Here is a 14,289-nt window from a genome sequence, read left to right on the forward strand (position 1 = left end):
TGCGCCCCTACCGCGTGGTCTATTTACCTGAAAATAGCTGTAATGTTGAAGAATCTTGCAGCCAGAGATCGAACACGACGAGGCGACTGTTGTCCAAAACGCGGCAAAAATTTGAACTGAGATAATTTCGCAGACCAGAGTAATAATCAAGCCACCAGAAGGCAGGCCAGGCTATGACCATGAAACTTGCTCCCGCTTGACGCATTCGTTCAAGTTCCCGGATAGCGATCTCGTCATTTAGTGGCGCTCCCCAGTATTGACCGTCATGTTCTAAAAAGGGCAGAGCATCGAATTGCGGCAGAATCTCGCAGCTCCATTGATTTTCATCGACCAAAATCAAACGCTTGCCGATGGGAATCACAGATGCAATTTCCCGCATAGCAATTTGTAGCCGCTCTGACCAACTCAAATTAAGTTCAGGTATCAGTTCAGATGTCAACTCACTACGGCGCATATTTATATACAACAGGCGCTCTGCTAGCCACTGACGATAAGATGCATCCTCTGCACGCGGTGAATTTAACAAATAAGCGATCGCATCAGTACGTTCTGCCATCGCAGCCAGCGATCCTGTTCCTCCAGAGCCGAAGTTAAGCTGGGAATCCTGTTCAGCGTGAGACCGGAATTGAGCCAGCGTTTTAGGTATAAAGAAAAGATCGAATTGCGCTGCTATCCGCAAGTATAGGTTCAAGTCTATCAAGTACTTGGAGTGGGGTGTGTCATATCCCCCAACTGCTGCCAGTGCATCAGCACGAAACATGGTAGCTGCACAGAAGAGCAAAACCCATTTTCGCCCGTCAACAATTTGGTGAATAAAATCTAATCCGTCGATGAACCCCTCTAGAAAGTTACTTGAAAATCTTCTGCTTTTGTCTTCTAAGAAAGCACCATTATTGTCAATCACTTCAATTTGGGCAACTGAAAAACCAGCATCTGGATGGTTATCTAACGCTAAGACGGATTCGCTAATAAAGTTAGGTAGTACCATATCATCGTCCGGCAAGAAGCTGAGATAGTAACTAGAGTTAAGCTCAATAGCTCGTTGCCAATTGCGAAATAATCCAATATTAGTTTCATTACGCACGTAAGTAATGCGCGGATCTGCAAACGAGCGAACGACTGCCTCTGTATCATCGGTAGAAGCATTATCTAACACCAGAGCTTGGAAATCTGAATAGTCTTGTGATAAGACGCTTTGAAGGCTAACTTTTAATAAATCCGAGCGATTGTAGGTTGGGATGGCGATAGTCACTTTGGTTTCATATTTCATATCCTTGCTACTCACCCTCTGTTTGGTAATAACGCCCGCATCATAAATTAAAGACAAACTTATCTTTAAGTTATTAAATCCAGTTCTCACGACCAGAGATCGAACACAATCAGGCGGCTGTTGTGCAAAACACAGCGGAAGTTTGAATTGAGATAATTGCGTAGCTGTGAGTAGTAATCTAGCCACCAGAAAGCGGGAAATCCAATGACCATGAAGCTTGCTCTTGCTTGTCGCATTCGTTCGAGTTCCTGAATGGCAGTTTGGTCGTCAGGTGGAGCGCCCCAATAATCACCGTCGCATTCGAGGAAGGGAAGGAAATTAGATTGAGGTAGAATCTCAGAACTCCACTGATTGTCGTCAACCAAAATAAAACACTTTCCTGCTGGAATCGTGGCTGCGATCTCCTCAATGGCAATCTGTTGTCGTTCTGGCCAGCTAAGATTGAGTGCGGGTATTAGTTGAGATGTAAACTCGCTGCGACGCATACTAATATGCAATAGGCGCTCTGCTAGCCACTGACGATAAGATGCATCCTCTGCACGCGGTGACTGTAACAAATAAGCGATCGCATCATTACGTTCTGCCATCACAGCCAGCGATCCCAATCCTCCAGGGGAGTGAAAGCTAACCTGGGAATCCTGTTCAACATGGAACCGGACTTGAGCCAGTTCTTTAGCAATAAAGAAAAAATCGAATTCCGCTGCCATCCGCAAGTATAGATTCAAGTCTAGCAAGTACTTAGAGTGCGTGATGTCGAATCCCCCAACCGCCCTGAGTGCATCAGCACGAAACATCACTGCACTGGTACGCAAAATCCATTTTCGCCCATCAACAATTTGATGGATGAAGTCTAGACCGGAGATTAGCCCTTCTGGTAACTGATCTGAAAGTTCTGTACCTGTGACATGCAATGTAGCACCGTTAATGTTAATAAATTCAGGTAGTCCAGCCGACAGACCAGCATAAGGATGGTTGTCCAGTGCTAAAACAGACTCGTGGATGAAGTTGGGCAGCAGTACATCATCATCCGATAAGATGCTGAGATAGGGGCTAGTGTTTAGCTCAATACTCCGCTGCCAATTGCCAAATATGCCAATATTAACTTCGTTGCGTACATAAACAATTCGCGAATCTGCGAATGAGCGTACAACTGCCTCTGTATCATCATCAGAAGCATTATCTAATACAATAACTTGGAAATCTGGATAGTCCTGTGCCAATGCGCTTTGCAGGCTAGTTTTGAGTAAATTTGATCGGTTGTAGGTTGGAATTGCGATCGTAACTTTGGTTTCAGGTTTCATATCGTTTCTGCTCACTCCCTGTTTTGCTAAATAATGGCCAGGCAGTATCAAGCTAAAGTGTGTAAATCAAAGACAACCAAGCGTTGATTTTCCAAAAGACAACGAAACTTAGTGCGCAAATAGCGAACGAATTCAGCATAGTAGTCAAGCCACCAAAAGGCAGGCCAGGCAAACACGATGAAACTTGCGCCTTCATGGTGCAGTCGCTCAAATTCCTTAATTGCTACGGTATCGTCACTAGGAGGCCCCCAATACACACCCTCTTTTTCTAGGAAAGGGATCGCTTTGCAATTTTCAAGTAGCTGATGATGACCCAATTCGTCCATGTCAACCAAAATATAATTCTGCCCTTGTGCAATCAAGGAGCCTAACTCTTTACCCAACTCGACCATCCGCTGAAGATATTTGTAACAAGAATCTTCCCTATATTCAAATGCATCATTAACTTTAATACCTTGTTTGTGTAAATATTCTCGTAGAACTTTCTCTTCATAATAATAGTGGTTAAGTCGCCAGCTATAAGTACGCTTGTTTGTGCCATTATGACCATGAATGCGGTATAACGACTGATAGTCATTAATCCGTCTGATACTGCCGGAAAAAGGAGCCAAAAAGCCAAGGTATGACTCTGCATTTAATCGATAGTTAGTCTCAGGCATAGGTAAGATTTTCTCTAAATAGCTGCGTAACCAAACGTTACCGCTAGTAGGTGGAAAAGTATGACCTTCTAGACCATATTTAAGCTGCTCATTGTACAAATTACCTTCTGGCAAAATACCTTCACAATCAACTTTTTCTAGTAAGTTGCTGTTAACATCAATCACACGCAAGGGCCAATGAACCTTAACTGCATCTGGATCGTTATGTAAGATTTTCACTGCTCTTTCAATAGCACTTGGTAGCAAAACATCATCTGAATCCAAGAAGCATATAACCTCACCACAACTAATAGCAAAACCAGCATTAAATGCAGATGCTTGTCCACCATTATCTTTTAAGACAGGAACAATTTTGTCTCCATAACTGGCAATAATTTGTTGTGAGTTATCGGTTGAACCATCATCAACTACGATGACTTCTGTAGGCTGATAGCTTTGATTTAGGGCACTTTCAATTGCCTCGGATAAAAACGATCCATAGTTATAATTAGTAATGATAATACTAGCTATAATTTTTTGCATATACTTTTCCTTTTATCCTAAGCCAAACACAATTACACAATCGTTTTTTAATAAGTAAGGAAACTTTTGACGCAAATATTCATGAAATTCAGTAAAGTACTCTAGCCACCAAAAAGCCGTCCAAAAGAAGACAATTGCATATACCCCAGTTTGGTGCAATCGCTCAAATTCTTGAATTGCCATATTATCATCTGTGGGAATTCCCCAATATTGTCCGTTGCATTCAGTAAAGGGAATAGTCTGAAAACCTTCAATGATTTTGTTGCCATTTAGGCAGTCCTCATCGACTAAGATGAAAGATTTTTCTGCTGAAATTACAGCCTTCAGTTCCTCCCTCAACTCATACAGATGACCAATGCGATTGCGCTCTTCCACGAAATATAAATCTGCGGTCATTTTAGCCAGATTCCACTTTTTCTGAATCTCATTTAACTCCTTGGCAGCTTGTTGAATATCCCATCTTTTAAAGAAATAATCGAGATTATCGCGTTCTGGAGGAAAAGGATGCCAGAAATGAATAACAGACTTCGGTTCAAACACAACTGGGATGTTAGAATGATACAAAGCCATACTAGAATCAATCCAATCTAAATAGACAACATCATCAAAAGGCATCACTCGATCGAAAACACTTCGACGGTAAAGTTGACAATGAACCTCTCCAGATAACTCTATCTTTCGGCGATGGGAACCTCGATCGAGCAGTTGATCCCCTGTAGGTGGCAGAATTTCCAACTCGATCCCATTCGTCGTTTGTACTGAATGAACCTGTCCTAAGTTTGGGTCCCAGTGAATTTTAGTTGCATCCAAACCGCCCTCGATAATACGGGGAATGGCCACATCAGCTGGATGTTCTTCGCAAGCCTGGATGAGATAAGATAACCAATTCTCTTCTACGAGAACATCATTCTCGATAAAACACAAGAAATCATCATTAGGGTTAGATTCCTGAATTACCAGATTTCTTGATTGGTTAGGCATCAAATAATAATCCTTATAAATGACTTTGACATTGCTACGCCCCTCAAGCACCTGTTCAATTTGCTGCCAGTAAACTTCAGGAGTGTTGCAATTTATCACAATTAAATTAAAAGGAATATGCGTGTAATCAAAAATTCGCTGCAAAGATTCCGCAGCTAAGGAGAACTGTTCGCGAGGAAAAAATCCAATGGTAACTGTTGGCATATTGATATTCCTAAATTGAATCATGATGATTAATTCATGGCTGCTTCTAGCAGCGAGGACAGAACTTTATGGGAGTCAAAATAATCTTCCGCAATCTTCCGTGCGGCATGACGATGTTTTTCATAGTTAGAATTGATCGTGTGGACACCATTTATCGCCTCGCAGTGGTCTTGGAAGATTAAAAGTCCTTCTCCGATCGGTAGCCAATCGCTTAAGCCTGTGTCTTGAACTAGAATTGGCCTGCCAGAGGCTAGGTAACAGACGCTGCGATCGCTAAACCAGCCACCTTTGGTAGCAACATAACCCTGTTTTGCGACTCCAAACTCAGCACGGGATGCTTGAACAAATTTCTGGTAAGACTCTGGTGTAAAGGACGCAAGCCATCCAGGGATCACCTCCCAGCCATACTGCGATAGTTCATCAGGAAAGCCACCGCTCAATGCAATCCGAAACCCCTGTTTGGTGAGTTGCGGTATATCAATAAACTTTAAAAACTCTTTATCCTTGTTCCCATAGGTGATTCCTTCGTATACTACCTCCCGATAACTGTGCCACTGCATAATCGAACTGAAGCCGATGGTGTCATTGTCTTCAATTACTGGCCAGTAAGGCAGTGCTACTGGAGGTAATGTCTTTAGCCAATGCCTACCGTTTGTGGGGATAAGACAGTCTTCAGCATCTATGCGTTGTCCAATCGTGAATAGGCGATCGCAACGTTCAATCGTCTGTAATAATTCTGAATTACCGCTAGCAATATTAATCTGAGTAAAACCGGGATCGGCATCAATATAGATGCGGCGCTGCGGCCATTCATATTCATCTCTCCAAACAGAAAGTGGTGAGCCACGGACAATCATTAAATCAGCCTGAGAGCAGATGTCTTTAAACTCGTCAATCTCCATTCCAACTGAATGCTCGTCAGTTCGGTAAATCCACTGGTTTTTAAAACCAAGCGGTTCTAGGCAGTTTTTAATATAATTTGTCGGATAGTCTAACTCTGTCGTAATTTGCTCGGTTTCCCAGTTGTAAACCCACGACATCGATCCACATTCTTCCAAGTAGAAAATATCATGTCCAAGGGCACGCAGACCCAGAAGGTATTGCAGGTCAGACCAGGCGTTGCCCCCTATGGGAAACCGGCCGATAGCACTAGCAAAAATTATAATCATCCTATTTTAAATTTATTAAATGTTTTGATTTAGATGTATTAGCTGATGATTTCTCGTTCTGCATAGGCAGTCAGAGCAATGGAGATAGATAAGGTGTGTTCATATTTAAAACTGTCTCTAGTAGTCGAGGTAGCACCACTTTGTAACTGAAGAATTGCTCGGCTAATTTCTCTGCTGCTTGACAGTGAGCCTGATAATTTGTACTGACGCGCTCGATACAGCCTATGGCTTCCTGCAAACATGAAAACACCAACGCACCTTGTCCCGTTGGCAGCCAATCGCTAAATCCGGTATCTTGTAAAATGACGGGACGACCAGCAGCGAGATAGCAGACACTGCGATCGCTAAACCAACCGCTACGGGTTTTGACATAAGCTTGTTTGGCAACGCTAAACTCTCCACGAGAGCCAGTCAGGTAAGTTATGTAGGTTGACAAACTAGCGCTAATTTCCCTACCATCTCGAACTAACCAACCTGCTGCCTTTAAAGATTTCGTAACCTCTGCTATTTCTGCATCCTTGCCAGCAAGAGCAAGTTCGAGTTTTTGCGAACAGTAGCTAGGGAGTTCCAGCAGGCGCATAAATTCCCAATCTTTCTGACCATAATGCTCACCTTTGTAAGTCACGCTGCCATAAGCATTCCAATTGGCAATTGTCGTGAATGGTAAATCTGCGCGTTCTTCGCCACTATCTTCGCGAATGAGTATCGGGCTTTTCCATATCTCTGGCACAACAGGCGGTACAGTGGGAAGCCATTTAATTCCATCACTCGGTATGCCACAATCCGGTTGTCCAATATTAACGCCATAACTAAAGTAGGCATGATAATCGTTGCGCCCCTCAGCAGCGAATGTCCCAACCTGAGTAAAGAATGGATCCATATCGATTAATACTCGGTGTTGACACAAAAGAAATTCAGGTAGCCAGCAAACTCCACCGATATTCAATAGCAAATGCGCCGTCTTGAGCATCTGCTTTATTTCTTGCCAATCTGCACCGTAGACAGTTCCTGTATCCCGGTTTACATAGCAGAGTGTTGCATTAACGCCATAACTGTGTATTAGCGTTTGGACTGCGTGAAGTCCAAAGCCTGGGTCGTCAGTGTAATTGTGGGCGATGGGGTTATAGCAAGACTGAGACCAACCGCTTTCTTCTAAGTATAAGATTTCATGTCCCAGATGATGTAGCCCTAACACATAGTGAAAGTAGGCTAAGAGATTGCCAGCTACTGGATGTCGAATCATATATCCGCAAACAACAATGCGTGCCATGCTTATAACCCCACTTGCTCCATAAGACTGCCAATTACTTTCTCTGCGGCAAAGTACTCTGAGGCAATTTCGCGGGCTGCCCGACAATTGCCTTCGTAGTCGCTTTCGATCGCATCCACTGCCGCCAGAATATCTTCTATAGTGTTGAATGCAAATAATCCTTTCCCTGTGGGCAAGAACTTGCTAAACCCTGTCTCTTGGGTGATCACAGGACGCCCTGCTGCTAAATAGCAGACGCTGCGATCGCTAAACCAGCCAGTGCGAGGACGAACATACTGATCCTTTGTAACAGTGAACTCGCCTAGAGAAGCACAAATATAGTTACGATAGGCGATCGGATCGGATAATGCCCTAGCATAAATAATTCGCCAACCGCGATTAATCATTTCAGCTTCCTCTTGAGCATTAATACCTTCAAGAGCAAGCTCAAGCGGTAGCAAAGATTTTGCTGGAAGGTCTATGAAACGGCGGAATTCTCGGTCTTTGCGCCAGTAATACTTCTCCCCCTGCCAAACGATATTATTGTCCCAATGCTCCCAGTTTGAGATAGTTGTGAGAGCTGAGTCCAAAATTGGTGGACTATCGGTATACCACCAATCGAGGCAAACTGGCGGTCGCGTCGGATGCCACTGGTATCGAGCGACGGGTACAAGACAGTCCGGCGCTCCAAGATTCTCGCCATAGGTGAATAAGTAATTGTAAGCATCAAGTTGCTCAATCTTTTGGGTGTCATTCTCGGCTACTTTAATCTGATCGACCATCGGATCGGTTTGTAAATATATAAGACAGGCTATATCGTCGTGCTCAGTACGTAGGGGATGGTATCCACATAGATTAATAACTGCGTCCGCTTCTTTGTATAATTTTGCCAATCCGATTAAGTCACGTGCTCCCAGGGTTGCATCTCGCACTCCTGGAGGACGGAAAATCCAACGATCGCCCAAACCGATACTATCCATGTATTGGGCAAGATAACGGACATTTGCTGAATATTCTGATGTATGCCAGCAGAAGGTAATGGGATCTAATAGTTCGCTATCAGTATCTTCGACGTACCATACATCGAAACCTAATCGCCGCAAGCCTGCTAGATAGTGGAGTACTTGCCAGGTCATGCCCCCAAATGGGAAGGATGCCAGCATACCCCAGACGACGACTATTCCCCGATTAGCAGGCGGATAGTCAAAAGAAAGGATCATTTGGTTCACTCCATCCATCATTGAAATTTAAGAGCATAGTTGAGGATGCCATTCAAAGTTTGTTTAGCTTCAAAATATGTTTCAGCAATTTCCCTTGCTGCTCGACAGTGCTTTTCATAATTAGTATTTATTGTCGCTAAGGCATCGGCTGCTTCACTAAGCGTCGAGAACCGGAACATCCCCTCGCCATCGGGTAGGAAGGAACTCGGCCCAGTATGTTGAACAACGACAGGTTTCCCGCTTGCTAAATAGCAGAGGGTGCGATCGCTAATCCAGGCATTTTGAAACTTCATGCATGAAGGTTTAGCACAACTAAACTCTCCTCGCGACATTTGGATATAAGATTGATACCTATCTGGACTGCCAGCCATTTTGTAGGCATGACGCACCCGCCAACCATAGCTCTCCAGCACTTCCCGATCCTCTGCGTCTCCTTTATAATCAGTAACATCACGCGGTACGGAATTGTTGGCTTGCCAGCTTTGCTCTTTTCTGCTTTGCTCATCTTCCACGTCTCCCTCACCCAGGCACAGCGCCAGTTCAAGCACTTGGTCGGTTAGGCGCGGCAGTTCCACAAATTGCATGAAGGAAACTCGCTTGTTGTTCTCATAGCAGATATCCTGCCCGTCCGTAATCCATTCCCCCTTGCCACCATTGCCCCACCAACCGGAGACAGTCGTAAATGCTTCGCTGTTGGGATTGTAAAGGTATGGCCACAATTCAAGACATACTGGTGGTCGAATTCGCATCCAAGTCAAACCACAATCTGAAAACTTAGCGCTAGGTGTGCCGACAGTTTCACCAGTACTAAAGTAATAATCGTGTGGAGGTACGGTGAGTTGTCCAACTGTTATCCAAAATTGTAATAAACCTGGATCGATATCTATTAGGGCAGTCCGTCGAAAACATGAAAGCAAAGCTGGATGAATACCGTAGTAAAAATTTAGTAAAAGGTCTGCTTGCCGAAAGATTGCCTGTGCCTTTGATGACCAAACTCCGATGTATTCATACTCGCTGCCACGATCGGATATCGCGTTCTGGTCTGAATAAAGAATGACCTTTCCACTAAGTCCATAGCGTTCCATACGCTGGTAAAACGTTGAAAGCATAAGCTTATCCTGCTCTGGATCGCTGCTGCTGTGGAAGCGCTCTAACCAATACACCTCACATCCCAACTGGCGCAGCCCCTGCACATATTGCATATAAACCCAGAAATGGCCCCCTCCTTCTGGAAAGGTCACGACGTTTGATGGGGAGATGACAACGACAGACATAATACTTCCCTCCCAACTAAGCTGATAGGTTTGCTAGAAAATTGGCGAGTTCTCGAAAGCCTATAAGTTGGATCTGGAGTTCTGTGAGCTTGCTTCTGATGATTGGGCTGCAAAGCGTTTGTAATTCCGTTTCTCGCTCGATCGCATAGGTTGATGAAAACTCTGGATCGACGTAACCTGGATGGCAGCTCAATTCAGTAAACCCTTCCTGAACTTCGGTTTCTAGCATTTGGACTAAATTTTCCACGCTAATCTGCTCCAGGTGCGTCTCTCCATCCCATTGCCCATAAAAGCTAGGGAAATAACGAACCGGAGAGTGTTCTCGTAGTGGCAATCGATATTGCTGCGCTAAATTAAGGAAGTGGGGCAGTAATTGAGGAGAGCGGTGGATGTTATGATGCGAGTCAAGATGAGTCGGTAGATGCCCTATTAGCTCTTGAAAGCGTTTCAATTGATGATTTAGTTCGGCACGGCATCGATCCGGAGTCGTGAGATCGACTACTAATTCCCCATCCTCGGTCGTGATATTTATATGCAAACCAACGCTCAGTTCGGGTAGTTTACGGCTTAAGATAGCTGCTTCCTCACTCCCTGGCATATTCACCATTAAGCTCGTGCTAGTTAAGACTCCGTTACAGTGGGCTTCAACAATGCCACTGTTAATTCGTTGACTAGCACCAAAATCATCTCCATTAACAATGCAATACTTCATGGATCAAACTCTTTAAACAGAAATCTTGCTAGTTTTCTAACCACCTGTTTGCCAACTCACGATCGCAGATCGCATGGTTGAGTCGAGCCGAAGTGTAATTTATACAGCTTCTTGTAATAGCCACTTACCGCTAGCAACTCCTCGTGAGTTCCCATCTCTACTACTTTCCCCCGATCCAAAACTACGATTCGGTTGGCTCGTTGAATTGTCGAGAGGCGATGGGCAATGATAAACGTAGTCCGTCCTGCCATCAATCGCTCTAATGCCTCCAGCAGTAGAAACTCGGTTTGAGCATCCAGGGCGGAGGTTGGTTCATCCAGAATTAGCACTGGAGCATCCTTGAGCAGGGCGCGGGCGATCGCTAATCGTTGTTTCTCTCCTCCTGAAAGTGTGGCTCCGCGCTCACCAATTACCGTGTCATAACCTTGGGGTAATCGTTGAATAAAGGTGTCAGCATTGGCAGCTTGGGCAGCTTTGACGATCGCTTCGCGGCTGGCATTAAAGCAGCCATAGGCAATGTTCTCAGCAATAGTTATCGGCAGTAAAAACGGCTCTTGCAGTACCAGGGCAATCTGCTCGCGCAAGTTTTTGACTGGCACGCTTTGGACATCCACCCCATCAAAGAGGACTCGTCCCTGCCAGGGGTCAAAAAAACGGAGAATCAGGGAGACTAGGGTAGTTTTGCCAGCACCCGTTGCGCCTACCAGTGCGATCGTTTCTCCCGGTCGCGCTTCTAGGGTAATTTCTTGAAGGACGGGATAGTTGGGTTTATAACCGAAGGTGACTTTCTCTAAACATACGTGTCCCCGTCCTCCCACTGGACGAACTGGCAATGGTCTAACATTAGAAGCATCCTGCACCCCATCTTGAGCATCCAAAACCTCTAACACTCGCCGAGCACTAGCAGCTGCGCCAGCAAAACTAGAGGACATATAAGCTAGAGTCGCCATCGGCACGTACAGGGAGGCGAGATAAGAGAGGAAGACTAGTAAAGAACCAATTGATAGTGACCCATCCAAAACCTGGAAGCCACCGTAAGCCATGATTGCTGCTGTTCCGACTGCGGTTACGCCACCCACCCCAACTTTGAATTGCATTTGGGCAAAGATAGAGCGTACATAAGCTTGGAGGGCTTTTTGAGACAGGTAGCGAAAGCGCTCATCTTCGTGTGCTTCACGTCCGAATGCTTGAATAATCGGTATTGCTGTCAAGGTCTGCTCGCTGAGTGCGACGATCTCACCTTCAAATTGTTGATACTGATAGGTTCGTTCAGTCATGGGCTGGTTAAAGACCCAAATTAGTAAGATTATTAAAGGAGCAATCATCAGCGAGAGCAGTGAAAGCAGTTGATTAATCTGCCACATCACGGCGAACATTGCGACCAAATTCACCAGGGAAGTAAGCACGGGCAGAAAAACTCCCATCGCCAGATTCTGAATACAGATGCTGTCAGTCATTACCCGCCTGACCAGATCGCCAGCACGCTGTTGGTTGTGGAATCTCAAAGAAAGATGCTGTAAGCGATCGAACAGTGCTGCTCCCAAGTCATAAACCATCTGGCTGCCAACACCAGCTCCAACATATTCCTGTATCAACCGAACTCCCTCACTGGATAAAAATAAAACGATTGTGGCAGCTGCTAACCAAGCGAGCAACTGCATATCGGATTCACTACCAGGCAAGGTTTTGAGCCAAACAACGCTATTTGGCAGCGATTGGTTGTTCAGGACGCAATCAACGATCAACTTCAAAGGCCAAGGCTTGAGTACATTCAGCCCCACATTAATCAGCATTAGTAGCATGACAAAGGTGAGTCCCCGCCAACGAACCAGGGCGTAACGTGCCAATCGCAGCCACCAAATTTTCATAGAACCACCTCCTGCGGCGGTTTGGAAAACTGCAAGGAGTGCAGACGATGATAGAAACCACCGATAGCCAGCAACTCTTGGTGCGTTCCCATCTCCACAACCTTTCCCTGTTCTAGAACCACAATCCGATCTGCTCGTTGAATTGTGGAAAGTCGATGGGCAATGATAAACGTAGTCCGTCCTTCGATGAGGCGATCTAAAGCTTCCAGCAGTAAAGTCTCAGTCTGGGCATCCAGGGCAGAAGTAGGTTCATCAAGAATCAGTACTGGTGCATCCTTGAGCAGGGCGCGAGCGATCGCTATTCGCTGTTTCTGTCCTCCAGACAGGAGTGCCCCTCTTTCTCCAATCGGGGTATCATACCCTTGGGGTAACTGTTGGATGAAGTCGTCCGCCTTAGCTGCTTTGGCTGCTGCGACAATCTTCTCTAGGCTTGCTTCTGGACACCCGTAGGCAATGTTCTCTGCCACCGAGAGCGGCAGTAAAAACGGCTCTTGCAGCACCAGGGCAATTTGCTCGCGCAAGCTTTTCAGTTGTACATCTCGGACATCCACTCCATCAAAGAGGACTCGTCCCTGCCAAGGGTCAAAAAAGCGGGGAATCAGGGAAACCAGTGTACTCTTACCAGCACCTGTCGCGCCTACTAGTGCGATCGTTTCTCCTGGTCGCGCTTCCAGGGTAATTTCTTTGAGGACGGGATAGTTAGGTTCGTAACCGAAGGTGACTTTCTCTAAACATACGTGTCCGCGTCTTCCCACTGGACGAACTGGCAATGGTCTGGCATTAGGAACATCCTGCACCCCATCTTGAGCATCCAAAACCTCTAACACTCTATCTATATTGGCATCTACGGACTTCAGGCTCCCGTAGATGCCAAATAGACCCTTAAATGCTCCTTGTATAGATTGTAGATATGCTAAAAAGACAAGCAAGCTACCGATACTCATAGCCCCCAATAACACCTGCTGCCCGCCCACATACAGAACGATCGCAGTACCAATCGTTGTCACAGTACCATTAGCCACTCCGTAAACACTCTTGAGCAGAGTTTCGCGTTGTGAGAGAACAACTGCGTCTGCCGCTAAATGCTCAAACTGCCGGGTATTGTAACTCTCTCTACCAAATGCCTGGATCATGGGGATTGCTGTTACCGTTTGGTGGACAAAACTGGTGAGGCGGGACTGGGCTTCACGGTTAAGTTTTGTCCGGCGCTTGAGTTGGGAACCAAAAACAAGGGCTGAACCGCCCATTATTGGGGCTACGAGAAGCGAAAGCAGTGTTAGTAAAGGACTCAGATTCCAGGCGACGATGCTAATAGTTGCTAGTGTCAGCAGGTATTGCACAGGTGAAATCAGCAAAGCACCACTTAAGGTATAAACACAATAGGTATCTCCGGCCAGACGGCTGAGGGAATCACCGACAGTCCGTTGGCTATGGAACAGCAGTGAAAGGCGTTGCAAACGATAGAACAGTTTTTGGGCTAGTTCGTAGACCATACTTTGCCCGGCAGCACTCCAGGCCCAGCTGAGGGTAGTTTCCAAGGTAGCGTTTAGAGCATAAAGTCCAAGGCTACAAACAGCGGCGATAACAACCAGCAACGCTGGTGTGATCGCCAAGTTAAATGTCCCCAGGAATGAGGGAACCAGCGGGGGGATGACTGCCTGGCCGAAAGCATAATCCACCAAGATTTTCATTGGCCAAGGTTGAAGTGTGGCGGTGGCTGAAGTGCCAGCCGTGAGACCGAGGATTGCGATTAAGGTACGCCACTGGCGCAGCGGATATCGGAGCATCTGCCCGTATCGATGCATTATTGCTTTGATCTCTTGCCTCACTTGCAGATTTACCTCTCGTCTGGCCATTTGC

General features: G+C 45.7%; 11 protein-coding genes. All 11 read right to left on the reverse strand.

The annotated features are described in order from the left end of the window. Nucleotides 1-19: 19 nt before the first annotated feature. A complete protein-coding gene (locus V7K53_RS20290) occupies nucleotides 20-1,270 on the reverse strand; it encodes a glycosyltransferase family 2 protein (protein ID WP_335199282.1) in 1,251 nt (416 codons plus the stop codon). 86 nt (nucleotides 1,271-1,356) lie between these two features. Further along, nucleotides 1,357-2,571, reverse strand: a complete 1,215-nt coding sequence (locus V7K53_RS20295) for a glycosyltransferase family 2 protein (RefSeq protein WP_335199284.1) — start codon at nucleotides 2,569-2,571, stop codon at nucleotides 1,357-1,359. A 47-nt stretch (nucleotides 2,572-2,618) separates the two neighbouring features. Beyond that, nucleotides 2,619-3,752, reverse strand: a complete 1,134-nt coding sequence (locus tag V7K53_RS20300; RefSeq protein ID WP_335199286.1) for a glycosyltransferase family 2 protein — start codon at nucleotides 3,750-3,752, stop codon at nucleotides 2,619-2,621. A gap of 12 nt (nucleotides 3,753-3,764) precedes the next feature. Continuing rightward, nucleotides 3,765-4,937 carry a glycosyltransferase family 2 protein gene (locus V7K53_RS20305; RefSeq protein ID WP_335199287.1) on the reverse strand — a complete coding sequence of 391 codons (1,173 nt, stop codon included), beginning with the start codon at nucleotides 4,935-4,937 and terminating at the stop codon, nucleotides 3,765-3,767. Nucleotides 4,938-4,966: 29 nt separating this feature from the next. Beyond that, nucleotides 4,967-6,106: a glycosyltransferase family 1 protein gene (locus V7K53_RS20310; protein ID WP_335199288.1), complete on the reverse strand. Its 1,140-nt coding sequence runs from the start codon at nucleotides 6,104-6,106 to the stop codon at nucleotides 4,967-4,969. Between the two features lie 70 nt (nucleotides 6,107-6,176). Further along, a complete protein-coding gene (locus V7K53_RS20315) occupies nucleotides 6,177-7,376 on the reverse strand; it encodes a hypothetical protein (RefSeq protein ID WP_335199289.1) in 1,200 nt (399 codons plus the stop codon). A gap of 2 nt (nucleotides 7,377-7,378) precedes the next feature. Then, nucleotides 7,379-8,575 (reverse strand): glycosyltransferase, encoded by a 1,197-nt coding sequence (locus V7K53_RS20320; RefSeq protein ID WP_335199290.1) that lies wholly within the window; start codon nucleotides 8,573-8,575, stop codon nucleotides 7,379-7,381. A gap of 17 nt (nucleotides 8,576-8,592) precedes the next feature. After that, nucleotides 8,593-9,849, reverse strand: a complete 1,257-nt coding sequence (locus V7K53_RS20325; RefSeq protein ID WP_335199291.1) for a hypothetical protein — start codon at nucleotides 9,847-9,849, stop codon at nucleotides 8,593-8,595. A gap of 16 nt (nucleotides 9,850-9,865) precedes the next feature. Continuing rightward, the gene (locus V7K53_RS20330; protein ID WP_335199292.1) at nucleotides 9,866-10,561 is read right to left on the reverse strand and encodes a carbohydrate deacetylase; all 696 of its coding nucleotides are present in this window, start codon (nucleotides 10,559-10,561) and stop codon (nucleotides 9,866-9,868) included. Between the two features lie 56 nt (nucleotides 10,562-10,617). Beyond that, a complete protein-coding gene (locus V7K53_RS20335) occupies nucleotides 10,618-12,429 on the reverse strand; it encodes an ABC transporter ATP-binding protein (RefSeq protein WP_335199293.1) in 1,812 nt (603 codons plus the stop codon). Next, nucleotides 12,426-14,234: an ABC transporter ATP-binding protein gene (locus V7K53_RS20340; RefSeq protein ID WP_335199294.1), complete on the reverse strand. Its 1,809-nt coding sequence runs from the start codon at nucleotides 14,232-14,234 to the stop codon at nucleotides 12,426-12,428. The genes V7K53_RS20335 and V7K53_RS20340 overlap by 4 nt, the downstream gene beginning before the upstream one ends. Nucleotides 14,235-14,289: the final 55 nt, after the last annotated feature.

The organism is Nostoc sp. (genome assembly GCF_036917355.1).
In the GTDB taxonomy this organism is placed as follows: Bacteria; Cyanobacteriota; Cyanobacteriia; order Cyanobacteriales; family Nostocaceae; genus Nostoc.

Coding starts and splice junctions, on each gene's coding strand:
- V7K53_RS20300 (WP_335199286.1), bottom strand. CDS start 3,752: ATGCAAAAAATTATAGCTAGTATTATCATTACTAATTATAACTATGGA.
- V7K53_RS20295 (WP_335199284.1), bottom strand. CDS start 2,571: ATGAAACCTGAAACCAAAGTTACGATCGCAATTCCAACCTACAACCGA.
- V7K53_RS20290 (WP_335199282.1), bottom strand. CDS start 1,270: ATGAAATATGAAACCAAAGTGACTATCGCCATCCCAACCTACAATCGC.
- V7K53_RS20310 (WP_335199288.1), bottom strand. CDS start 6,106: ATGATTATAATTTTTGCTAGTGCTATCGGCCGGTTTCCCATAGGGGGC.
- V7K53_RS20335 (WP_335199293.1), bottom strand. CDS start 12,429: ATGAAAATTTGGTGGCTGCGATTGGCACGTTACGCCCTGGTTCGTTGG.
- V7K53_RS20305 (WP_335199287.1), bottom strand. CDS start 4,937: ATGCCAACAGTTACCATTGGATTTTTTCCTCGCGAACAGTTCTCCTTA.
- V7K53_RS20320 (WP_335199290.1), bottom strand. CDS start 8,575: ATGATCCTTTCTTTTGACTATCCGCCTGCTAATCGGGGAATAGTCGTC.
- V7K53_RS20340 (WP_335199294.1), bottom strand. CDS start 14,234: ATGCATCGATACGGGCAGATGCTCCGATATCCGCTGCGCCAGTGGCGT.
- V7K53_RS20315 (WP_335199289.1), bottom strand. CDS start 7,376: ATGGCACGCATTGTTGTTTGCGGATATATGATTCGACATCCAGTAGCT.
- V7K53_RS20330 (WP_335199292.1), bottom strand. CDS start 10,561: ATGAAGTATTGCATTGTTAATGGAGATGATTTTGGTGCTAGTCAACGA.
- V7K53_RS20325 (WP_335199291.1), bottom strand. CDS start 9,849: ATGTCTGTCGTTGTCATCTCCCCATCAAACGTCGTGACCTTTCCAGAA.